General features: G+C 60.5%; 20 protein-coding genes and 1 pseudogene. 9 read left to right on the top strand and 12 right to left on the bottom strand.

All coding sequences use genetic code 11. The features are described 5' to 3' along the window. Positions 1-22: 22 nt before the first annotated feature. The 4 genes from ACQZ5G_RS19940 to ACQZ5G_RS19955 are packed head-to-tail and all read left to right on the top strand — an operon-like array spanning position 23 to position 3587. The gene (locus ACQZ5G_RS19940) at positions 23-1801 is read left to right on the top strand and encodes a cytochrome c oxidase subunit I (protein ID WP_003521987.1); all 1779 of its coding nucleotides are present in this window, start codon (positions 23-25) and stop codon (positions 1799-1801) included. Then, the gene (locus ACQZ5G_RS19945) at positions 1798-2502 is read left to right on the top strand and encodes a cytochrome c oxidase subunit 3 (RefSeq protein ID WP_003521988.1); all 705 of its coding nucleotides are present in this window, start codon (positions 1798-1800) and stop codon (positions 2500-2502) included. The genes ACQZ5G_RS19940 and ACQZ5G_RS19945 overlap by 4 nt, the downstream gene beginning before the upstream one ends. Positions 2503-2514: 12 nt before the next feature. Next, complete coding sequence (locus tag ACQZ5G_RS19950; RefSeq protein WP_003521989.1) at positions 2515-3240, top strand: heme-copper oxidase subunit III family protein; 726 nt, start codon at positions 2515-2517, stop codon at positions 3238-3240. 14 nt (positions 3241-3254) lie between these two features. Further along, a complete protein-coding gene (locus ACQZ5G_RS19955) occupies positions 3255-3587 on the top strand; it encodes a cytochrome C oxidase subunit IV family protein (protein WP_448738708.1) in 333 nt (110 codons plus the stop codon). A 10-nt stretch (positions 3588-3597) separates the two neighbouring features. Here the strand turns inward: ACQZ5G_RS19955 and ACQZ5G_RS19960 are convergent, their stop codons facing one another. After that, complete coding sequence (locus ACQZ5G_RS19960; RefSeq protein WP_448738707.1) at positions 3598-4476, bottom strand: LysR substrate-binding domain-containing protein; 879 nt, start codon at positions 4474-4476, stop codon at positions 3598-3600. A 124-nt stretch (positions 4477-4600) separates the two neighbouring features. On the opposite strand from ACQZ5G_RS19960, the gene ACQZ5G_RS19965 reads away from it, so the two are divergent. The 4 genes from ACQZ5G_RS19965 (at position 4601) to ACQZ5G_RS19980 (ending at position 8495) form a co-directional block, all read left to right on the top strand. Beyond that, on the top strand, positions 4601-5836 hold the full coding sequence (locus ACQZ5G_RS19965; protein ID WP_448738706.1) for an aromatic ring-hydroxylating oxygenase subunit alpha: 1236 nt from the start codon (positions 4601-4603) through the stop codon (positions 5834-5836). Positions 5837-5840: 4 nt separating this feature from the next. After that, entirely contained in the window at positions 5841-6908 is a 1068-nt protein-coding gene (locus tag ACQZ5G_RS19970; protein WP_448738705.1) for a 2Fe-2S iron-sulfur cluster-binding protein, read from the top strand. Positions 6909-7026: 118 nt separating this feature from the next. After that, positions 7027-7761: an SDR family NAD(P)-dependent oxidoreductase gene (locus ACQZ5G_RS19975; RefSeq protein WP_448738704.1), complete on the top strand. Its 735-nt coding sequence runs from the start codon at positions 7027-7029 to the stop codon at positions 7759-7761. Next, the gene (locus ACQZ5G_RS19980) at positions 7758-8495 is read left to right on the top strand and encodes an SDR family NAD(P)-dependent oxidoreductase (protein ID WP_448738703.1); all 738 of its coding nucleotides are present in this window, start codon (positions 7758-7760) and stop codon (positions 8493-8495) included. Before ACQZ5G_RS19975 ends, ACQZ5G_RS19980 begins: the two co-directional genes overlap by 4 nt. A gap of 70 nt (positions 8496-8565) precedes the next feature. Here the strand turns inward: ACQZ5G_RS19980 and ACQZ5G_RS19985 are convergent. From ACQZ5G_RS19985 to ACQZ5G_RS20035, 11 genes and pseudogenes are all read right to left on the bottom strand, one after another. Continuing rightward, positions 8566-9353: pseudogene (locus ACQZ5G_RS19985) on the bottom strand (pyrroline-5-carboxylate reductase family protein). Between the two features lie 14 nt (positions 9354-9367). After that, positions 9368-10366, bottom strand: coding sequence for a 4-hydroxyproline epimerase (locus ACQZ5G_RS19990; RefSeq protein ID WP_448738702.1), 999 nt, complete (start codon positions 10364-10366; stop codon positions 9368-9370). An 11-nt stretch (positions 10367-10377) separates the two neighbouring features. Then, on the bottom strand, positions 10378-11241 hold the full coding sequence (locus tag ACQZ5G_RS19995; RefSeq protein WP_448738701.1) for an ABC transporter permease: 864 nt from the start codon (positions 11239-11241) through the stop codon (positions 10378-10380). After that, positions 11238-12086, bottom strand: a complete 849-nt coding sequence (locus ACQZ5G_RS20000) for an ABC transporter permease (RefSeq protein ID WP_448738700.1) — start codon at positions 12084-12086, stop codon at positions 11238-11240. The genes ACQZ5G_RS19995 and ACQZ5G_RS20000 overlap by 4 nt, the downstream gene beginning before the upstream one ends. A gap of 14 nt (positions 12087-12100) precedes the next feature. Next, positions 12101-13180, bottom strand: coding sequence for a quaternary amine ABC transporter ATP-binding protein (locus ACQZ5G_RS20005; protein WP_448738699.1), 1080 nt, complete (start codon positions 13178-13180; stop codon positions 12101-12103). A 97-nt stretch (positions 13181-13277) separates the two neighbouring features. Further along, positions 13278-14129: a glycine betaine ABC transporter substrate-binding protein gene (locus ACQZ5G_RS20010; RefSeq protein WP_448738698.1), complete on the bottom strand. Its 852-nt coding sequence runs from the start codon at positions 14127-14129 to the stop codon at positions 13278-13280. A 78-nt stretch (positions 14130-14207) separates the two neighbouring features. Beyond that, the gene (locus ACQZ5G_RS20015; protein WP_448738697.1) at positions 14208-15554 is read right to left on the bottom strand and encodes an NAD(P)/FAD-dependent oxidoreductase; all 1347 of its coding nucleotides are present in this window, start codon (positions 15552-15554) and stop codon (positions 14208-14210) included. After that, complete coding sequence (locus tag ACQZ5G_RS20020) at positions 15551-17068, bottom strand: aldehyde dehydrogenase (RefSeq protein ID WP_448738696.1); 1518 nt, start codon at positions 17066-17068, stop codon at positions 15551-15553. Before ACQZ5G_RS20020 ends, ACQZ5G_RS20015 begins: the two co-directional genes overlap by 4 nt. Further along, on the bottom strand, positions 17061-17972 hold the full coding sequence (locus ACQZ5G_RS20025; RefSeq protein WP_448738695.1) for a dihydrodipicolinate synthase family protein: 912 nt from the start codon (positions 17970-17972) through the stop codon (positions 17061-17063). Before ACQZ5G_RS20025 ends, ACQZ5G_RS20020 begins: the two co-directional genes overlap by 8 nt. Beyond that, a complete protein-coding gene (locus ACQZ5G_RS20030) occupies positions 17969-18679 on the bottom strand; it encodes a GntR family transcriptional regulator (protein ID WP_059761131.1) in 711 nt (236 codons plus the stop codon). The genes ACQZ5G_RS20025 and ACQZ5G_RS20030 overlap by 4 nt, the downstream gene beginning before the upstream one ends. 283 nt (positions 18680-18962) lie before the next feature. Next, positions 18963-20009 carry a GlxA family transcriptional regulator gene (locus ACQZ5G_RS20035; protein WP_448738694.1) on the bottom strand — a complete coding sequence of 349 codons (1047 nt, stop codon included), beginning with the start codon at positions 20007-20009 and terminating at the stop codon, positions 18963-18965. 85 nt (positions 20010-20094) lie between these two features. On the opposite strand from ACQZ5G_RS20035, the gene ACQZ5G_RS20040 reads away from it, so the two are divergent. Continuing rightward, positions 20095-21348 carry a sarcosine oxidase subunit beta family protein gene (locus ACQZ5G_RS20040; protein WP_003521992.1) on the top strand — a complete coding sequence of 418 codons (1254 nt, stop codon included), beginning with the start codon at positions 20095-20097 and terminating at the stop codon, positions 21346-21348. Positions 21349-21357: the final 9 nt, after the last annotated feature.

Below are 21357 nucleotides of genomic sequence, written 5' to 3' on the forward strand. Positions count from 1 at the left end.
GGGGGAACAGGGAGGTTGGAACATGGTCGAGATTGGATCCGGCGCCGGGCAGGTCATTCAGCCCGCTGAAGTCGAGGACGTCGAGCTTTATCACCCGAAAAGCTGGTGGACGAAATATGTCTTCAGCCAGGATGCCAAGATCATTGCCATTCAATATTTCCTGACAGCCATCGCAATCGGCATGGTGGCACTGGTGCTTTCCTGGCTGATGCGGCTGCAGCTCGCTTTTCCCGGCTATTTCTCCTTCATCGATGCGGAACATTATTATCAGTTCATCACCATGCATGGCATGATCATGGTGATCTACCTGCTGACGGCATTGTTTCTCGGCGGTTTCGGCAACTACCTGATCCCGCTGATGCTCGGTGCGCGCGACATGGTGTTTCCCTATGCCAATATGCTGAGCTACTGGCTCTACCTCTCCGCCGTCCTTGTGCTGGTGGCCGGTTTCTTCGCACCCGGCGGGCCGACGGGCGCCGGCTGGACGCTCTATCCGCCGCAGGCGCTTCTTTCGGGAACGCCGGGCGGGCGCGACTGGGGCATCATCCTGATGCTGTCATCGCTGATACTGTTCATCATCGGCTTTACTTTGGGCGGGCTGAATTACGTCGTCACCGTGTTGCAGGGACGCACGCGGGGCATGACGCTGATGCGCATGCCATTGACGATATGGGGCATATTCACGGCGACCGCCATGGCGCTACTCGCTTTCCCGGCGCTCTTCGTCGCCGCCGTCATGATGCTGTTCGACCGGCTGCTCGGCACGAGCTTCTTCATGCCGGCCATCGTGGAGATGGGCGAACAATTGAAGCAGGAGGGCGGCAGTCCCATCCTGTTTCAGCACCTGTTCTGGTTCTTCGGCCATCCGGAAGTCTATATCGTCGCACTTCCCGCCTTCGGCATCGTCTCGGATCTGATCAGCACCCATGCGCGCAAGAATATCTTCGGCTACCGCATGATGGTCTGGGCGATCGTCATCATCGCGGCGCTGAGCTTCGTCGTCTGGGCGCATCATATGTATGTCAGCGGCATGAACCCGAATTTCGGGTTCTTTTTTGCAACCACGACGCTGATTATCGCCGTGCCGACGGCGATCAAGGTCTATAACTGGGTGCTGACGCTCTGGCGCGGCGATATCCATCTCACCCTGCCGATGCTGTTTGCGCTCGCCTTCATTGTCACATTCATCAATGGCGGATTGACCGGTCTCTTCCTCGGCAATGTCGTCGTCGATGTGCCGCTTTCGGATACGATGTTCGTGGTCGCCCATTTTCATATGGTGATGGGGGTCGCGCCGATCATGGTGATCTTCGGTGCGATTCACCACTGGTATCCGAAAGTCACGGGCCGGATGCTGAACGAGGCGATGGGGCACGTCCATTTCTGGATCACCTTTCTCGGTGCCTATGCCATCTTCTTCCCGATGCATTATCTCGGGCTGATGGGTGTGCCGCGCCGCTATTACGAGCTGGGCGAAACCGCCTTCATTCCAGATTCTGCGCACACGTTGAACATATTCATCACCATGGCCGCGCTCATCGTCGGTGCGGCTCAACTGCTATTCGTGTTCAATCTCGAGTGGAGCCTGCGCTGGGGCAAAAAGGCGGTCGGCAATCCGTGGCGGGCCACGACACTGGAATGGCAGACGCCGCAGACCCCGCCGGTTCATGGCAACTGGGGCAAGGAACTGCCGGTCGTTTATCGCTGGCCGTATGATTACAGCGTGCCCGGCGCGGCTGAGGACTTCCTGCCGCAAAACCAGCCGGCTGCGGCCGGGCCGTCCGAAAGGGCCTTGTCATGAGCGCCATCCTCGTCTTCATGGCCGGGATCGCCGGCATCATCGGCTGGTGGATGGCGCGGCAGCGGCTGGCTTCGAAGCCCTGGCTGGAAGTCGGTCTGGCAGGCGATGCGCCGCAGATGCAGGGATCGTCGGCGACGATTGCGAAAGTCGGACTTGGGATATTTCTGGCGGTCGTCGGCGCGTTGTTCACCTTGCTCATCAGCGCCTATCTCGGCCGCATGGGCGGCGCCGACTGGTGGGGTATCCCGATCCCCGGACTGTTATGGGTGAACACCGCGGCGCTCGCCGCCAGCAGTCTGGCGCTGCAATGGGCGAAAACCGAAACCCGTCCAGATCATCGCGACAGGCTGAATGCGGCTCTTGTGACAGCCTTTGCGACGGCGGTTTTCTTTGTCGCCGGTCAATTCCTGGCGTGGCGGCAACTCATCTCCGCAGGCTATATTCTGGCGGATAACCCATCGAACAGCTTCTTCTACATGATCACCGGCCTGCACGGCCTGCATATATTGGGCGGGCTCTTCGTGCTGGGACGCACCGCAATCCGTGCCCGGAGCGAGCCCTTGTCGGCAAGGATGCGCCTGAGTGTGGAGCTGTGCGCCATCTACTGGCATTTCATGCTGGTCGTCTGGCTGGTCCTTTTTGCGCTTTTCGCCGGCTGGGCGAATAGTTTCGTCGATCTCTGCCGTCAATTGGTCACCTGAGGAGTGTCGATCATGGCCGCATCCATGGAGGAAAGACCGGTAAGTGATCCGCATCTGCGGCCGGCGGGACTGCGCGGCGTCGCCGCCGATCTGTCATCGGACCAGCGGGCGTTCAAGAACGTCTCCTGGGGCAAGGCGATGATGTGGATATTCATCCTGAGCGATATCTTCATTTTCGGCTGTTTCCTGCTGGCCTATATGGCGGCGCGCATGTCGGCAACCGCGGCCTGGCCCAATCCGAGCGAGGTTTTCGCGCTCACGATTGCCGGCAGGCACATTCCGCTGATCCTGATTGCCATCATGACCTTTGTTCTCATCAGCAGCAGCGGCACGATGGCCATGGCCGTCAACTTCGCCTATCGCCGCGACCGTCGCAAAACCGCCGCGCTGATGGTGGCGACGGCAGCGCTTGGCGCGACATTCGTGGGAATGCAGGCATTCGAATGGAGCAAGCTGATCGCGGAGGGCGTTCGCCCCTGGGAAAACCCGTGGGGTGCGGCGCAGTTCGGTTCGGCTTTCTTCATGATCACGGGCTTTCACGGCACCCATGTTTCCATCGGCGTCCTGTTTCTTCTCATCGTCGCGCGCAAGGTGTGGCGGGGAGATTTCGATGAGGAAAGGCGGGGGTTCTTCACCAGCCGCAAGGGGCAATATGAGATCGTCGAGATAACCGGGCTTTACTGGCACTTCGTGGATCTGGTGTGGGTCTTTATCTTCGCATTCTTCTATCTGTGGTGAGTGAGGATGGCATCATGGCACAGCAACAGTCACAACAGGGACAGCAGCATCCGATAAGACTTTACATGGTGGTCTGGGGACTGCTTTTCGTCCTCAGCGCCTTCTCCTATATGGTCGATTATCTTGGCGTTCAGAGCTATCCGAGATGGTCTCTCATCATCCTGTTCATGATCCTGAAGGCGGGGCTGATCATGGCGATTTTCATGCACATGGCCTGGGAACGGCTGGTCCTGATCTACGCCATCCTGCTTCCGCCGGTTCTCGTGCTCGTCTTCGCAGCCCTGATGGCCTCGGAATCCAACTACACGGCTCTTACCCGGGTGACCTTCATGGGCGCCGGTTCTTGAGACCCGGCGTTCAGGCGCTCCTGACCAGCCAGTCCGCGAACAACCGGGCCTTTGCGGAGGCGCGCGGGTGAATTTTCAGATGAAACGCCACAGGTGAGGCGATGCTCTCGGGCACAAGCCGGACCAGCGAACCGTTCTGCATCAGATTCCCGACCAGTCCGTCCCAGCCCAGAACTGCGCCGATGTCGTCCTGCGCGCTCTGAAGCGCGATTGTATAATTGTTGACGTAGAAGCTGCGACCTTTCGGAGCGGAAAGACCCAGTGACTGGAACCAGTCGGACCAGCCTGTCCAGTTCGTTTCCTCGCCGCTCGAATGGATCAGGGGAACCTTGAGCAAATCCCTTATCGAGGAAATGGCGTGTTCCGCCAGGAAGTGCGGGGTTCCGAGCGCGACGATGCTGTCCTGGAAAAGCTTGCGATATTCGCAATGATCGTCTTCCGGATTGCCGTAGTGAATGCTGAGATCGCAGCGGTTCGCCTGCGCCGGAACGTCGCTGACAATTTGCGCAATGGTTATTGCGGGATGGAACTTCCAGAAAGCGGATATTTTCGGCGTGAGCCAAAGCGAACTGACCGCCGTGGTCGCCCGAATGGTCACATCGACCGCCTCGGGACGATCCCTTATCTCGCTGACGACGTCCGAGATCGCCTCAAAACCGCGCTGAAGTGCGACAAACAGGAAGGCGCCTTTTTCGGTCAGCTCCACCCCCTTGCTGCGGCGGATGAACAACTGGCACCCCAGATCGCTTTCGAGCGCCTTTATCTGATGGCTGATCGCCGCCGGCGTGACGTTCATCTCCCCGGCCGCCTGTTTGAAGCTCAGATTGCGCGCCGCCGCCTCGAAGCAGACGAGGGCCGTTATCGAGGATAAGTCGTAAGGCCTTGGCATGAAGGGCTCTCCACGTTCTGAGTTTACTTAAACTAAATCAGCATGAAAATAATTGCTATTGTCAAAAACAGCGGTGAGAGGGATTTTTACGGTCAGAACAAAGACAAGTTGGGAACCTACCGCCATGAACGCACCTATTTCCGCACAGGAGCTGCTCGCGCGCCGCAAGCCCGGCCATGCCCTGGAGCAACCCTTCTATACGTCGCAATCGATCTATGATCTCGATCTCGAACATCTCTTCTACAAGGAGTGGCTGTTTGCGATCCCGGCCTGCCAGCTGGTGAAAACCGGCAATTACGTGACAATGCGCGTCGGCGCCTACAACGTCGTCATTGTGAAAGCCCGCGACGGCGAAATCCGCGCCTTTCACAATTCCTGTCGTCATCGCGGCTCCATCATTTGCAAGGCGCGCGAGGGGCAGGTGGCGAAACTGGTCTGTCCTTATCATCAATGGACCTACGAACTGGATGGCAAGCTTCTCTGGGCCAACGACATGGGTCCCGGCTTTGACCCGTCAGAACATGGGCTGAAACCGGTCAGCCTGCGTAACCTTGATGGGCTTGTCTACATCTGCCTCGCCGACACGCCGCCGGCCTTCGAGCCCTTCGCCGAGCTGGCGCGCCCCTATCTGGCGGTCCATGATCTTTCGAACGCCAAGGTCGCTTACACCTCGACCATCGTTGAAAAAGGCAACTGGAAGCTCGTCTGGGAAAACAACCGCGAATGCTACCATTGCAGCAGCAACCACCCCGCACTCTGCCGCTCCTTCCCGCTCGATCCGGAAGTTGCAGGCGTTTCGGCCGACGGTTCCATCTCGGCACGGCTTCAGGCCCATTTTGACCGTTGCGAGGCCTCCGGTGCTCCGGCGCAGTTTCTGCTGGCGGGTGAGGGCCAATATCGTCTAGCGCGAATGCCGCTGCAGGAAGGCGCGCTGAGCTACACCATGGACGGCAAGGCCGCGGTGGATAAGCAGCTCGGCCGGGTCGCCGCCCCGGATGCCGGATCCCTGCTGGTATTCCACTATCCTTCGACCTGGAACCATTTCTTGCCGGATCATTCTCTGACATTCCGTGTGGCGCCGATCAGCCCCACGGAAACCGAGGTCACGACCACCTGGCTCGTTCACAAGGATGCTGTCGAGGGCGTCGATTACGATCTGAAGCGGCTGACGGAAGTCTGGATCGCCACCAATGACGAAGACCGCGAGATCGTCGAAACCAACCAGGAGGGAATTTTTTCTCCCGCCTACCGTCCCGGCCCCTATTCGCCCGCGCAGGAAAGCGGAGTGATCCAGTTCATCGACTGGTATGCGAACTTTCTGGAACGCTCCCTGACGACATTCCAGATGGCGGCGGAGTGAAGGGATGGACGCCGTCACCAAGCCCAGACTTGCCTTCTGGTCGGATAGGGAAGAGCTGGAATGCGTCTCCTGTCTTCCGGAAGCGCCGAATGTGATGACATTCGGGTTCCAGTCTCCCTCCGGCGCTCTGTTCAGCTTCGATCCGGGGCAATTCGTTACGCTGGAATTGCCGGTTCCAGGCGGCAGCGTCTACCGCACCTACACGATCTCGTCCTCGCCATCGCGGCCGACCTGCCTCACCGTAACCGTCAAGGCGCAGGCGGATTCCATCGGAACGCGATGGATGTTCGACAATCTGCGTCCCGGCGTACGGCTGCGCGCCACGGGACCGGCGGGCCGCTTTTCGATCATGCATCACCCGGCGGATAAGTATCTGTTCATTTCGGCCGGATCTGGCATTACGCCGATGATGTCCATGACCACGCATCTCTACGATTCCGGGCGCGAACCGGATATCGTTTTCGTCAATTGCGCACGGCGTCCTTCCGAGATCATCTTCCGCGAGCGGCTTGAGCATATGGCTTCGCGCGTCAACGGCATCGATCTGAAATGGGTTGTGGAACAGACCGATCCTTTCAAGCCGTGGACGGGGTATCGCGGGTTCTTCAATCAGGTCATGCTGGGCCTGATGGCGCAGGACTATCTGGAGCGGGAGGTTTTCTGCTGCGGGCCCGAACCTTTCATGCGGGCGGTGCGCGAAGCGCTGGCCGGGCTCGGCTACGATATGAACCGCTATCATCAGGAGAGTTTTCAGGCGGCCCCGCAGCAGGCGGAAGCGGTCCCGGTGGATGTCGTCCCGGACGACAGGAACCAGGCGGAGATCGAATTCAGCCTGTCCGGTATTTCGACCCATTGTGCAGAGACCGATACGATCCTGATCGCCGCGCGGGCGGCAGGTCTGATAATCCCGTCGGGATGCACCATGGGCCTGTGCGGCACCTGCAAGGTCCGCAAGATCGAGGGGCAGGTGCATATGGTGCATAATGGCGGTATCACCGACGAGGATATCGCCGATGACTACATTCTTGCCTGCTGCTCCAGACCGATCGGGTTTGTGAAGCTCGAAATATAGCTACCTGCAGGAAAAACGCTGTGCGAAGCTTCACCCACTGGGGCCGGTCGAATTCGGTCCGGTACAGCACAGCGCCCTGACTATTTGATCGCCAACCGAATGAACACAAAGGATGAGAATGACACGTTTTCAGGGAAAATCCGCGTTGGTGACCGGCGCTGCCGGCGGCATCGGGGCGGCCGTGGTGCGCCAGCTGCGGTCGGAAGGCGCTCGCGTGGCGGTGGCGGATCGAAGCCTCGCCGGGCTTGAGGCCGACGCCTATCTGGAGGGCGATCTGCTGGACCCGGCTTACGCAGACGGATTGGCGCAGGCGGCCTTCGATGCACTCGGCGCGCTCGATATCGTCATCAACAATGCCGGTGTCATCACAAGAGGTGCGGTGACGGAAACGACCGATGCCGATTGGTCGCTATCGGTCGGCGTCAATGTCGAGGCCCCGTTCCGCGTCTGCCGTGCCGCTATTCCGATCATGGCTGCGAGAGGCGGCGGCGCAATCGTTAACGTGTCGTCCTGCTGGGGTGTGCGTCCGGGACCGAACCATGCGGTCTATTGCATGACCAAGGCGGCGATCGCGTCCCTTACCCAGTGCATGGGCATGGACCATGCACATCAGAATATCCGGGTGAATGCGGTGTGTCCCAATGAGGTCAACACGCCGATGTTGCGTACCGGATTCATCAAGAGAGGCTTCGACCCCGATACGGCCGTTGCCGAACTCGGAAAAACCGTACCGCTGGGGCGGATCGCGGAACCCGAGGATATTGCCGATGTCATCACCTTTCTCGCCTCCGACGCTGCGCGTTACATGTGCGGCGCTCTGGTCGAGGTAAATGGAGGAAAGCCGGTAGGATGACCCGTTTTAATGGAAAAGTCGCTCTGGTGACAGGCGGACGCAGCGGCATCGGCCGGGCGATTGCCAGCAGGCTGCGCGAAGAAGGCGCCCGGGTTTTCACGGCGCAACGGGGCGAAGATCGGGAGTTTGAGGGCCTTCCCGTGGATTTCGCCGATCCGGCGGCGGCTTCCGCTGCCGTGAAAACCATCATCGACCAGTCCGGCAGGCTCGATGTCCTCATCAACAATGCCGGGATGATGCAGGAGGCGCCTGTCGAGGAAATGTCTCTCGAAGACTGGACCCGCAACCTGACCGTCAATTTGACCACGCCCTTCATGCTCATCAAGGCTGCCCTGCCGCATCTGCGGGCTACAAAGGGAACGATCGTGAATATCGGTTCCATCGAGGGGCTGGGTTCCAATCCGAAACATGCCGCATATTGCGCCTCCAAGGCCGGCCTGCATGGCCTGACCCGCGCCGTTGCCGTCGATCACGGAGCGGAGGGCATTCGCTGCAATGCCGTCGCGCCGGGCTGGATCGACACGGATCTAAACATCGATTTCATCGAAAGCATGCCTGATCCGGCCGGTTTCAGGCGCTCCATCGGCAACATCCATCTCGTCGGCCGCACCGGCAAGCCGGAAGAAGTCGCAAGCCTTGTCGCATGGTTGGCGTCATCGGAATCGTCTTTCGTAACGGGGCAGGTCTGGAGTGTCGATGGCGGCCGCATGGCCAAATTGAGCCTGCCGCAATAGAACAAATTGGCCGGACAAGTGCGGCGCGCATTTCCCATTGGAAGCGCGCCGCCCAAGCAATGCACTGAAATCACTGAACGGAAAGCGCCTTTGCCTTTCGAAAGGCGGCATCCAATCCAGCCTCGACCACATTGGCGAAGCCCGCCCTGCGCATCGCCAGAATGCCGGCGGCCGTTGTCCCCTTGTAGTCAACAAATGACGTCACCGTTTCGTCGGGAGACGTGCCATCCCGTTCCTGGAGCCGTCCTGCTCCAATCATGACCTGCTGTGCGGCGCGGCGGGCCACGACTGGCGGTATGCCCCGGGCGATTGCATCATTCATCATCGCTTCCGCCAGCAAGGCGGGAAATGCCGCGCCCGATCCGGACATGGCGGTAAAATAGTCGATATCCGACTCCCGGCCCACAAGGTCCACTTCACCGCAGCTGCGGAATAGCGTGCCGACAGTCTCCGCATCGCCTGTTTCAGACGATGCAACGAAGAAAGGCGTATAGGCAAACCGATTTCCGCTGCAGCGTTCGGCAGAGCCCGTGCGACGCGTGCGGAACCGGTTCTTTCCCTGATATTGTCGACCGTCACGCCGGCCATCACGGAAACCACCAGTTTTCCGGTGGCATTGATCTCGACCGCGCTCCAATCCTGCGGCCGCACCGAAAGGATGACGATATCGGAATTGTCTACCAACTCCCCGTTATCCTGCGTCCAGCGGCAGTCCAGCGGCTCTGCTGGCTTGCTGTGCCGGAAAGAGCAGGTCAACCGGTCGGCGGATAGCATGCCGGAGCAAACGAGCGCCTTAGCTATCGCGGTTCCGAGCCATCCAGCGCCTCCGACGATGCCGATGCGACCGATATCCACCATGACCGAAGCACTCCTCAACCGATCTGAAATCCGTGGGCCAGCGGGTCGCGGTCATCCACGAATATCGTGTTGTGCCCGGTGATCCGCGCCCAGCCTGAAACGCTCGGGACGATGCCCCTGAAGCTGCCGATCTCCGTCTCCTGCTCGATCCTGCCTTCGAAGATCGTGCCGATCAGGCTTTCCTGACGAAATTTCTCCCCGGCTTTAAGGCGGCCCTTGCCGTGGAGCTGCGCCATGCGGGCCGAAGTGCCCGTGCCGCCGGGTGACCGGTCGATGGCCTTGTCTCCGTAAAACACCGCGCCGCGCCCATCTGCATCTGTTGAAACCGGTTGGTCGCACCAGATGGCATGATGCACACCACTTATTCTCTCATCCTGAGGATGGACCGGATTGCAAATAGGCGAAAGCGCGCTGCGCAGCTTGCGGCTGAGATCGACAATATCGCTGGCCGACATGCCGTCGAGACCGGCCCAGGCGGCTTGCGGCTCGACCACCGCATAATAATTGCCGCCATAGGCGATATCGACAAGGAGCCTGCCGAGGCCGGGAACCTCAACCTCCACATCGGCGGCATGAAGGTAGCTCGCGACATTGAACATGCGGACGGATTCGACGAATTCTCCGGGCTTCTCGTATTGAATGTCGACCCGTCCCGCGGGCGTCTCTATCGACAGTCTGCCCGGTACTTTCGGGGTCACCAGACCCTCCTCGATTGCCGCCGTCACGAGCCCGATGGTGCCGGCGCCGCACATCGGCAGGCATCCGCTGACCTCGATGAATATCACCGCGAAATCGCAATCCTGCCGGTGGGCCGGATAGATGATCGCGCCCGACATCACATCATGGCCGCGAGGTTCGAACATCAGCGCCTGCCGGACCCAGTCATGGTCGCGAACGAATATTTCGCGGCGCGCGGCTATTGGAAGATGCGGCAGCAGCGGCCCGCCGCCGGCAACGAGGCGAACGGGGTTTCCGCAGGTGTGGGAATCGATGCAGAAAAAGCTGTGGCGCATGGATTCTTTCCTCAGTTCGCGCCGTTTTCCTGCGCCGATGCCCGGCGGCCCTGCAACGCACCTCTGGAAAGGCGGTCGAGGAAAATGGCGATGGCGACGATGGCAAGTCCTGCCCTCAGGCCCGGACCCATTTCCATGCGGGTCAATCCGCGCGTGACTTCGGCGCCGAGCCCTCCGGCCCCGACAAGCCCCGCCAGCACGACCATGGCCAGGGAAAGCAGAATGCACTGGTTGAGGCCGACCAGAAGCGTGGGCGTCGCGGATGGGATTTCGATCTTGAACAGGATGGAGCGCGGCGATGCGCCCGTCGCCTGCCCAAGTTCCAGAAGGTCCTTGGGCACCTGGTTGAAGGCGAGCGTCGTGAGGCGCAGCATCGGCGGAACCCCGTAGACGATGGTCGCGATGATCGCGGGAACGCGGCCGAGACTGAAGATCATGACGGCCGGGATCAGATAGACCCATGGCGGCACGGTCTGCATGATGTCGAGCACCGGACGAATGAGTGTTTCGAACCGCTTGTAGCGCGATGCCAGAATGCCGAGCGGGAATGCGATTGACACCGAAATGGCGACGGCCACGGTCACCAGAGCGAGCGTCTGCATCGATTCTGTCCACAGGCCCGCGAAGAAGCAGAATGCCAGCGTCAGCACCGTCACCATCGCGGCCTTCATATTGATGAAGAAGAAGGCAAGCACGGTCGCTACGGCGATCAGGGCAAAGGCGGGCGGATAGAGCAGTGCGGCTTCGATTGCGCCGAGAACCGTTTCGATGATGTTGGTCACCGCTGCGAAGAACGGATGAAAATTGGTGTTCAGCCAGTCCACGGTGGGCGCGAGATAGGTGCCCGGTGAAAATCGGAGCATGTCGAAATTCATCTTGCACCTACCTTGACGCGGCGGGCCGCGCTTTGCGTGAGCCGATCCAGCACCATGGTCAAAATGACGATGGCGATTGCGGCATTGATGGAGGTGGCGATATCGAGCGTGCGCACGGCCCCGTAGATCGTCTCACCAAGGCCGCCGGAGCCGACGATGCCGGCAATGACGACCATGCCGAAGGCCATCATCAGGCTCTGATTGATACCGGCCATGACGCTTGGAATGGCGAATGGCAGGCGGATTTTCGTGAACATCTGCCAGGGCGTCAATCCGCTTGCGTGACCCAGTTCGATGAATTCCCGGGGCGTCATGCGGATGCCGAGCGAGGTCAGCCGAATGGCGGGCGGCATGGCGACGATGAAGGTGGCGATGAGCGCAGTCGCCGGCCCATATCCCAGAAGCGCGATCGCGGGCAGAAGGTAGATGTAAGGCGGCATGGTCTGGATCAGGTCGAGGACGGGTTCCAGCACCCTGTCCAGCGATTTGGCGAAGCCCGCGAGGATGCCGACCGGTATTCCGACCAGAAGCGCGAGAATTGTCGCCGTGGCGACGAGCGCCAGCGTGCTCATGGTTTCGGTCCACAGTCCCATGGTCGCGCAAAACAGCAGCGCGACGCCGGCAAGAATGCCGGCTGTCAGGTTGATCAGCCGCCAGCCGAGCAGTGCCGCGACAAGTGCGATGACGACCGGTGGGGCAAGCTGGAGAAACCAGAGGATGCCGTCATAGCTGCCCTCCAGCAACCGGCTGGCGAAATCGAACAGCCCTTCGCCGTTATCGCCGATCCAGCCAAGCGCATCTTCCGTCCAGGTGTCGAAACGGTCCGTGATGATCGAGGTGTCCATGACCATCCCTCCGCCTAAGCCGCCGTGAATTCTTCGCCGGGCGTTCCGGCGACGCCGCGCAGCAAGCCGCGTGTCGTGACGACACCAATCACGGCATCGTTCTCGACCACCGCAACCGCATCCTGATCGGACTGCATGGTGAGATCGATCAGCGCGCCGATATCGGCTTCCGGCGAGGCCCGGAGCAGCGTGCCAATATCGCAGTGGGGCCGGGAGGCCGCAAATTCGGTGACCGGCTGCATGACCGAATGCGCCTTCACCAGATGGATTCTGGAGATGCCCGCCACGAAATCGGCGACATAGTCATCGGCGGGTTTGGTGACGATATCCTCGGCGGTGCCGACCTGCACGATGACGCCGTCCTTCATGATGGCGATGCGGTCGCCGATGCGGATGGCTTCCTCAAGGTCATGGGTGATGAAAACGGCGGATTTGCCGAGCGATTTCGTCAGCTGCCGGAATTCGTCCTGCAATTGGCGGCGGATAAGGGGGTCAAGCGCGCTGAACGGCTCGTCCATGAGAATGATCTCGGGATCGGCGGCGAGCGCACGGGCAAGGCCGACACGCTGCTGCATGCCGCCCGACAGTTCGGAGGGATAGCGCGACGTCCAGTCCCCCAGCCCGACTTTCTCAAGGGCGGCGCGCGCCACGCGGTTGCGCTCGTCCTTCGCGACGCCGCGAACCTCGAGGCTGAAGCTGGCATTCTCAAGCACGGTGCGGTGGGGCAAAAGCGCCACGCTCTGGAAGACCATGGCGATGTTGCGGGCGCGCAATTCACGCAGTTCGGCGGCATTCAGCCGGGCGATATCCTTGCCCTTCACGGTGATTTTGCCGACGCTCGGCTCGATGAGGCGGTTGAGAAGCCGGATCAATGTCGATTTGCCGCTGCCGGAAAGCCCCATGATGCAGAAGATTTCGCCACGGCGAACCTGAAGGCTGGCGTCGGAGACGCCGACGACACAGTCGAAATCCTCCAATACCTGCTTCTTCGACAATCCGCGTTCGGAGACGGCCTTGACGGCGGCCTGAGCACGCGCGCCGAAAATCTTCCAGACGTTCTGGCAATCAACCAACACTTCGTTGGAATCATTCATCATAGCATCCATTGCGTTCCCCACGGGCCTGCTCGGGCCGGCCTTCAAGTTTTGGAAATCCAGGTGCGGGCCACCCTGGCGGCCCGCACGTTCAAGGTCATTCGCTCTTGATGTTTTCCCAGCGCTTCAGAAGATCGGCGTGGCTGTCGGTCCAGTCCTTGACCGCCTGATCCATCGTCTTGCCGTCATTGACCGCGGCGTTGATCGCGGTGATATCGGCAAGCGGCACATAGACGCTGGCGATCACTTCGCGGGCATGCGGATATTCCGCAGAGAAGCCTTTCTGACCGATCCAGTAATAGCTCTGCGGCGGCGGGAACACGGCCTTCGGATCCTTCAGGTACTTGACGTCGTATCGCTGCATCATCCACGACGGTTCCCAGATCGTGACGGCGATCCATTCTTTGCGGTCGACCGCCGACTTGAGCGCGGCGGTCATCGCGGCGGTGCTGCCTTCGACGAGCTGGAGCTTCAGGCCGTAACTCTTGACGGCATTGCCGGTGTCACGCATCAGACCGGAACCGGGTTCGATGCCGACGATCTTGCCGCCGAACTTGTCGGCATTGTCGTTCAATTGATCGATGGAGTCGATGGGCACGTATTTCGGCACAGCGATGCCCTGGAAGAGGCCGTGCGATACGGGCGAGATTTTTTCCAGCCGCCGCTTGTTTTTATCCCAGTAGTCCTGGGCGATATAATCGGTCTGCGAGACCAGAAGCTTGATATCGCCCTTCGTCAGCGCGGCATAGGCGATGCCCCATTCGGAGAAGGGCACAACCTTGACGGTATAGCCGGAATCCTCCAGCACTTTTTTGGTAATTCCGGTGATGGGTGTAAGATCCTCCCAGGACATCGTACCCATGGTAATGGTCTTTTCTTCCGCGTGAGCGGAGAATGCCGTCATGCCGACCATCGCGGCCGCGCAAAGCGCCTTCCATAAAGTCTTCATTGTGTATCTCCTAGTTTTTGTTCCCATTCTTATTCGAAGACCCGACGCCGGCCCGGTCTTCCCATTGCGCGGGAGGGTTCATCCCTCGCGGCCTGCACGCAATTCCTGCAAACGGATCACCGAATTGATTCCCAGCCACGCGAACGGTTCCGGCGGCAGCCGGGACGGCTGAGGGTGATCCATGTATTCCTGAAGATGCCGGGAGGTGTTGCCGGTCGCCAGTTCCGCCGCCATCATGCCGGCGAGTGTGCTTTTCACCGTGCCGAGACCATTTTCGCAGCAGGCGGAAAAAAGCCCTTCCTCGATCTCGCCGAAAGCGGGCACGTGGTTGCGGCTGAGGCAGATGCGCCCGGCCCAGCTATGCTCGAACGCTATGCCCTTGAGACCGGGAAAGCGGGCGTCGAGCGAGCGCCGATGCGCGTCCACCATCTTCGAGAGCCGCTGCTCTGTAAGCGAAAGGGTGGTGTCGTAGGTATATTTCGTGCGGATTGCGATGCGCGACTGGCCGCCGGAGGTGACCTTCCTGACGGTCGCCCCCATGGCGTCGGCGGGAAGCAGCGCCCAATTGTCGTGTCCGGAAGTCTTGCGGCCGAAATCCTCCGCAGGAAACGGCGCCGTCATCGAGGCATAGGCGAAGATGTGCATCAGCCGGCCCTGGAAATGGCCGAAATCATCGATGTGCCCATTGACCCCGAGAACGACCTTCGGAGCGGTGACGCTGCCGCGTGGGCACATGGCGGTCCACACGCCGCCCTCACGTTTCAGGGCGCTCACCGGCGAATGTTCGAACAGGTCCACCCTGCGCGAAAGGCCGGCGGCGAATTCGCGGATATAGTCCGCCGGCTGGATCAGCACTGCGCCCGGCGTATAGAGCCCGCCGAGGTAATAATCCGATCCGGTCAGCGCGCGCATCTGCGCGGCGTCGAGGAAACTGTGCTTCTCGCCGGCGTTTTTCAGCGACAGGCCGAAACTTTCATTGAGCTTCATGCCGCGTGCGGTTGCGGCGGCATTTATCTTTCCGGCCGGATCGAATGTCTGGTGCGACATTCCGTATTCCGCGGCGGCCCCGGCGGCGAATTTTATCGCCGAGCGGTTCTGTTCCATCTCGACTTTGGTGGCATCGGCAGCGCCGCTCGAATATTCACCGGATGCGAGATTGTGCGGGACGTCGATCATGAAGCCCGAATTGCGGCCCGAGGTTCCTTTGCCCACCTCGCTCGCATCGAGAATGACGATCCTGTCGCCGGGGCAAAGCTCCAGCAGACGGCGGGCGGCGGAAAGACCGGCAAAGCCCGCGCCGATGATCAACCAGTCCGCCGTGACGTCGCCTTCCAGGCTGCGGACCGGGAAGGAACGTTTGCTGATCGCCTCCCAGCCCGAGATGCCGTTTTCGACCGGCAAACGTTTGACGGACCGGCTCGTCATCTGACCGTCTCGTCCACCGAACGATCCGATATGTCGATCCAGATCGTCTTGAGTTCGCAATAATTGTCGTGCGCGAAAATCGACTTGTCGCGCCCGCCGAAACCGGATTCCTTGTAACCGCCGAAAGGCGTCGTGGCATCGCCCTCTCCGAAGCAGTTGACGGTTACGATGCCGGCGCGGATGTCGCGCGACAGCCGGATCGCCTTGCGCAGGCTTGCGGTATAGACGGAGGCCGCAAGGCCATAATTGATGTCGTTGGCAAGAGCCACCGCCTCGGCGAGCGTGTTGAAACTCGTCACCGACAGGATCGGGCCGAAGATTTCTTCCTGGAAAAGACGGCTGGACGGCGTGACGTCATCGACGACCGTGGGTTCGATGAAGATGCCCTTCTCGGTCTTGCCGCCGTGAACGATGGCAAGCTTTTCGGTCTTCACGTCGTCGAGGAAGGAGTGGACCTTGTCGAAATGGGCCTTGCTGACCAGCGATCCGACACGGTTTTCCGGGTCGAGCGGGTCGCCCATCTTCCATTCGCGCATATAAGCGCCGATCCGCTGGAGCAGCTCGTCCTTGATTTTCGCATCGACGATCAGCCGCGAGGAGGCCGAGCAATTCTCGCCCATGTTCCAGAATGCGCCGTTGACGACTTGTTCGGCAACGAGATCGAGGTCTTCGGCATCGTCCAGCACCACCGCCGGGTTCTTGCCGCCGCATTCGAGCACGACGCGCTTGAGGTTGGAATCGGCGGCATAACGCAGGAACCGTCGGCCGGTCGGTGTCGAGCCGGTGAAGGCCACCATGTCGACATCCATATGCATGCCGATCGGCTCGCCGACCTCCTTGCCGCCGCCGGTGACGACGTTGAAGACGCCGGCGGGAATGCCAGCCTCATGGGCCAGTTCGGCGACACGCAAAGTCGTCAGCGTCGTTTCCGCAGCCGGCTTGACGATGACCGAGCAGCCGGAGGCAAGCGCCGGGCCGATCTTCCATGCCAGCATCAGCAGCGGGAAGTTCCAGGGCAGGACACAGCCGACGACGCCGACGGGTTCGCGCACGATCATGGCAAGAGCGTTGCCGCTGACCGGGGCGGTATTGTCGTAAAGCTTGTCGATCAGCTCGGCATGCCAGCGAATGGTATGGATCGTATCGGGAACGTCGACCGTCTGGCACTCGCGGATCGGCTTGCCGCTGTCGAGGCTTTCCATGACCGCCAGTTCGTGCCTGTTGCGCTCAAGCAGCTTGGCGAATTCCAGGAGGATTTCCTTGCGCTCCGCAGGTGCGAGCTGACGCCAGCGGCCGTCTTCGAAGGCTTCCCGCGCTTTTGCGACTGCGTAGTCGACATCGCTTGCGTCACAGGCCGCGATATCGGCGAGCTTTTCGCCGGTGGCGGGGTTGGTCGAGACAAATGTCTTGCCGGATTTGGCCGGCACGAAAGCGCCGTCGATGAAGGCGTTGGCGGGCAATTGAAGATCGGCGGCAATCGCCCGGTATTCGGCGGCGGTCAAAGGTTCATGCATGATTGGCTCCCGACGTGATCTGGGCGACCGTGCGCTTCAAGGTGGCGACGACAGTCTGGAGAGTGCGTTTTTCCTCGGAGTTTAGCGGCCTGAGCGGCGCGCGGACGGGACCGGCCTTCAGGCCGATGATCTCGCAGCCGTGCTTGATGGATTGCACGAATTTTCCGCATTCGAGAAAATCCATCAGCGGCAGCATCGCGGTCATGATCGCGCGGCCCTTGTCGAAGTTCTTTTCCAGAACGCAGGCCTCATAGAGCGCCACATGTTCGCGCGGCAGGAAATTCGAGCCCGCACAGACCCAGCTCCGCGCGCCCCAGGCGAAGAATTCCAGCGCCTGGTCGTCCCAGCCGCAGGACAGCGCAATATGCGGGAACTTGCGAGCGAGGCGGTGCAGATTGCCCATGTCGCCGGAGCTTTCCTTGATGGCGACGACATTTCTCGACTTGCCGACGCGGGCGAAATAGTCCTCGCCCATCATCACACCCATGCGGGCGGGGTAGTTGTAGAGCATGATCGGCAGGTTGGCGGCGCGGTCGACGGCAAGGGCGTGAACGGCATTTTCGCGCTCCGTCGGCAGGGCGTAGGGCGGGGAGGAGACGAGAATGGCGTCGGCCCCGATGTCCTTTGCGGCCCTGGCATATTCAATGGAATCCTCGGTGCGCGTGGCCCCGGTGCCGACGATCAGCGGCAGCCGTGTGCCGATCACATCCTTTGCGTAAGCTGCCAGATCGAAGCGCTCCTGCGCCGTCTGCGCGTAATATTCGCCCGTGGAGCCGCCGACGATGATGCCATGCACCTTCGCTTCGATCAGCTGTTCCAGAACGGCTGCAAAACCGTCACGGTCGATCTCTCCTTCCGGCCCGAGCGGCGTGATCGCCGGGGTATATATGCCTTCGAACTTCAAGACGATTTCTCCATCGCTGCAACGGGCACCTCGACGAGGGCATCCGCCTTCATTCCCTGTGGTGCGATGAACATTTCCATGTTCTCGCGCGACAATTCCCAATGTTCGAAGACCAGATCGACGACGGCGTCCTCGTCATGCTTTTCAATCGCGGCGATGAAGCCGTCATGGTGCTCGACGGCGAGTTTCAGGCGCTCGCGCATGTCATCGTTGCGGGGCCGGTAAAAGGTGTGACCGATGCGGGCGTGATCGATCAGCAGGCGGCCGAGGCTTGCCTGAAGATAGACATTCCCGGACATGTCGCCGATCAGTGCGTGGAAATGGTTGTTTTCCACCACCATGGACGGAGCATCGCCCGTTGCGCTCGCCTTGCGGAATCGTTCCTGCGTGTCCTTCAGTTCACCCAGCTGTTTCGGCCGGAAATTCTGCACGGCGAGGCGGCCGATCGCGGCATAGATCATCGGGGCGACGAGAAAGAAGTGCCGCAGCGTCTGATGGTTCATCGGAATGACGCGCGCACCGCGATTGGCGCGGATATCGATATAACCTTCACCCTCGAGACGGCGGAAGATTTCCCGGACAGGGGTGCGCGAAAGGCCATAGCGCGCGCCGAGGCTCACCTCATCCAGATCCTGGTCGGGGTCGAGTTCCATCGTCAGAATCTGGTGCTTGATATCTTCGTACAAGCCATTCTTGCCGTTCTTCATTCAAACCTCCTGCCCAAACCGGTGCGGGCGCATTCCATTCGTGTCGACGATGAAAAGCTGGCACGGGTTATGGAATGAGTCAATGAAATTGTATAATTTAGTTATACATTGCTTATAAGAAAATTATTCATTTTGGAAAATTCGCGCATCTGAAGACGCGCAATAGATTGAATATATTGCGCTTTAAGGAATGCTCATTGTTTGCGAAAGCTCGGCGATTCTGTCCCGTTGCACCCCCTGCCGTGCGGTAGAAGGCTTGTTCACACCGGTGACCGAAGGATGTTCAGGATTGTGGAAGCAGCACGCCGACGGCGAATTCCTCGTCGGTTGCGACGTGGCCGGCCTGAGTCTTGCGATATTCGCTGGGGGTGAAACCGCGCTCGGCTCGTAGCGTGCGGGAAAAGTGCGGCGCATCGCAAAAACCGGTGGCGAGCGCAATCTGGGTGATACTGTCACGCGTCGTGCGCAGGAGCGACAAAGCGCGATCCAGCCGAAGCTCGAGATAGACCTTCGAAGGCGTTGCGCTGAGGTCGTTCAGGAAACGCCGTTCGAGGCTGCGGCGGCCAAGGCCGAGATCATTCGCCAGTTCCAGCACGGTTCTCGGAACCTCGATATTCTGCTGCATCCGCAGGATTGCTTTTTTGACGAGGGGATCGTTGGCCTTGCGTGCGCTCTGCTGGCCGGGTTGAGGCTTTTCGCCACTCAGCGCGCTGTCGATCATCATGATGTTGAGGCTTTTGATGGCGGCGGACTGGCCGACATGACGCTCGACGAGGAAGGCTGCCAGATGCGCGGCGCCGTGGCCGCCGGAACAGGTCAGCCGGTCGCGGTCGATGACGAAAATCTGGTCGGAGATCATCTGGACGGTATCGAAACGGTCGAGAAAGTCCTGGCGGTGGAACCAGCTCACGCAGCAGCGATAACCGTCGAGCAGGCCGGCCTCGTGCAGGATGAAAACGCCGGTGCACAGCCCGACGATGGGAACGCCCGCCGCCGCCCGCTCTTTCAGGAAGCGCAGCGCCTCCTGCGGCAGGGCGCTGTGATCGCTGATCAAGCCGCCGACAACGACGATATAGTCGTAGTGCCCGGCGTCCATCAGCCGCGTATCCGGCTGCACCTTCACGCCGCAGCTCGACTGCACGCTGCTCATGGTTGCCGAGAGCACCGACCATTCGCACAGGATAGGCCGTGAACGGTCCGCCTCATCGGCCGCAAGACGCAGCACATCGACGAAATTCGCGAAGGCCGACAGCGTGAAGCGGTCGGCAAGCAGGAAGGCGACGCTGAGGCGTTTTCTGGCGCGGTGTGAGGTCATGACGCAAATATTCATGCAAACAGACGCGATTGTCCAGCCGGCGCGCGGTAAATGCTCCTAGCTTTTGCGACACGAGATTTTCCAACCATCGGGTCCGCTCATGACGCGTTTTAATGCCTTCAATCTTTTGCGGAATGCCCTGACCGGCCACAAGAACTGGGACGAGCAATGGCCCGACAGTCAGCCGAAAGCCGAATATGACGTGGTCATCGTCGGCGCCGGCGGCCATGGTCTGGGCGCTGCCTATTATCTGGCCAGCCAGCACGGCATCACCAATGTCGCCGTCATCGACAAGGGCTGGCTGGGCGGCGGCAATACCGGCCGCAACACCACGATCATCCGCTCGAACTATCTCTATGACGAGAGCGCCCGTCTTTACGATCACGCCGTCGATCTGTGGGAGAACTTGAGCCAGGAGCTGAATTACAACGTCATGTATTCAAGGCGCGGCGTGCTGATGCTGGCGCATAACGTCCATGACGTGCAGAGCTTCAAGCGCCATATCCATTCCAACCGTTTGAACGGCGTCGATAATCGCTGGCTCACCCCGGAAGAGTGCAAGGACTATTGCCCGCCGCTCAGCATTGCGCCGAATGCCCGCTATCCGGTCATGGGCGGCGCGCTTCAGGAACGGGCCGGCACGGCCCGCCATGATGCTGTCGCCTGGGGTTATGCGCGCGGTGCCGCCGCCCGCGGCGTCGATATCATCCAGAACTGCCCGGTCACGGCCATTCGCCGCAATGCCGACGGCTCCGTCGCGGGCGTCGAGACGGCGAGGGGCTTCATCAAGGCGAAGAAGGTCGCGGTTTCGGCCGCCGGCCACACCTCGGTCGTCATGGATACGGCCGGCGTTCGCCTGCCGCTGGAAAGCTATCCGTTGCAGGCGCTGGTGTCGGAGCCGATCAAGCCGATCTTCCCCTGCGTGGTCATGTCGAACGCGGTTCACGCCTATATCAGCCAGTCCGACAAAGGCGAACTGGTCATCGGTTCGGGTACGGACCAATATACGTCCTATTCGCAGCGCGGCGGCCTGCCGCTGATCGAGCATACGATCGCGGCCATCGTCGAAATCTTCCCGATCTTCAACCGCATGCGGATGCTGCGTAAATGGGGCGGCATCGTCGATGTGACGCCGGATCGCTCGGCCATTCTCGGCAAGACGCCGGTTGCCGGCCTTTACGTCAATTGCGGCTGGGGTACGGGCGGTTTCAAGGCAACGCCCGGCGCTGCGCATACCTTCGCCTGGACCATCGCCAAAAACGAACCGCACCCGATCAACGCGCCGTTCACGCTGGAACGTTTCCGTTCCGGCCGTCTGATCGACGAGGCCGCCGCCGCAGCCGTGGCGCACTGAGGATAGAAC

The sequence above is a fragment of the Agrobacterium sp. 22-214-1 genome, assembly GCF_053522465.1.

Coding starts and splice junctions, on each gene's coding strand:
- ACQZ5G_RS19945 (WP_003521988.1), top strand. CDS start 1,798: ATGAGCGCCATCCTCGTCTTCATGGCCGGGATCGCCGGCATCATCGGC.
- ACQZ5G_RS20030 (WP_059761131.1), bottom strand. CDS start 18,679: ATGAAGAACGGCAAGAATGGCTTGTACGAAGATATCAAGCACCAGATT.
- ACQZ5G_RS20035 (WP_448738694.1), bottom strand. CDS start 20,009: ATGAATATTTGCGTCATGACCTCACACCGCGCCAGAAAACGCCTCAGC.
- ACQZ5G_RS19980 (WP_448738703.1), top strand. CDS start 7,758: ATGACCCGTTTTAATGGAAAAGTCGCTCTGGTGACAGGCGGACGCAGC.
- ACQZ5G_RS19995 (WP_448738701.1), bottom strand. CDS start 11,241: ATGAATTTCGACATGCTCCGATTTTCACCGGGCACCTATCTCGCGCCC.
- ACQZ5G_RS19970 (WP_448738705.1), top strand. CDS start 5,841: ATGGACGCCGTCACCAAGCCCAGACTTGCCTTCTGGTCGGATAGGGAA.
- ACQZ5G_RS20000 (WP_448738700.1), bottom strand. CDS start 12,086: ATGGACACCTCGATCATCACGGACCGTTTCGACACCTGGACGGAAGAT.
- ACQZ5G_RS19960 (WP_448738707.1), bottom strand. CDS start 4,476: ATGCCAAGGCCTTACGACTTATCCTCGATAACGGCCCTCGTCTGCTTC.
- ACQZ5G_RS20015 (WP_448738697.1), bottom strand. CDS start 15,554: ATGACGAGCCGGTCCGTCAAACGTTTGCCGGTCGAAAACGGCATCTCG.
- ACQZ5G_RS19975 (WP_448738704.1), top strand. CDS start 7,027: ATGACACGTTTTCAGGGAAAATCCGCGTTGGTGACCGGCGCTGCCGGC.
- ACQZ5G_RS19990 (WP_448738702.1), bottom strand. CDS start 10,366: ATGCGCCACAGCTTTTTCTGCATCGATTCCCACACCTGCGGAAACCCC.
- ACQZ5G_RS19955 (WP_448738708.1), top strand. CDS start 3,255: ATGGCACAGCAACAGTCACAACAGGGACAGCAGCATCCGATAAGACTT.
- ACQZ5G_RS19950 (WP_003521989.1), top strand. CDS start 2,515: ATGGCCGCATCCATGGAGGAAAGACCGGTAAGTGATCCGCATCTGCGG.
- ACQZ5G_RS19940 (WP_003521987.1), top strand. CDS start 23: ATGGTCGAGATTGGATCCGGCGCCGGGCAGGTCATTCAGCCCGCTGAA.
- ACQZ5G_RS20040 (WP_003521992.1), top strand. CDS start 20,095: ATGACGCGTTTTAATGCCTTCAATCTTTTGCGGAATGCCCTGACCGGC.
- ACQZ5G_RS19965 (WP_448738706.1), top strand. CDS start 4,601: ATGAACGCACCTATTTCCGCACAGGAGCTGCTCGCGCGCCGCAAGCCC.
- ACQZ5G_RS20010 (WP_448738698.1), bottom strand. CDS start 14,129: ATGAAGACTTTATGGAAGGCGCTTTGCGCGGCCGCGATGGTCGGCATG.
- ACQZ5G_RS20005 (WP_448738699.1), bottom strand. CDS start 13,180: ATGAATGATTCCAACGAAGTGTTGGTTGATTGCCAGAACGTCTGGAAG.
- ACQZ5G_RS20020 (WP_448738696.1), bottom strand. CDS start 17,068: ATGCATGAACCTTTGACCGCCGCCGAATACCGGGCGATTGCCGCCGAT.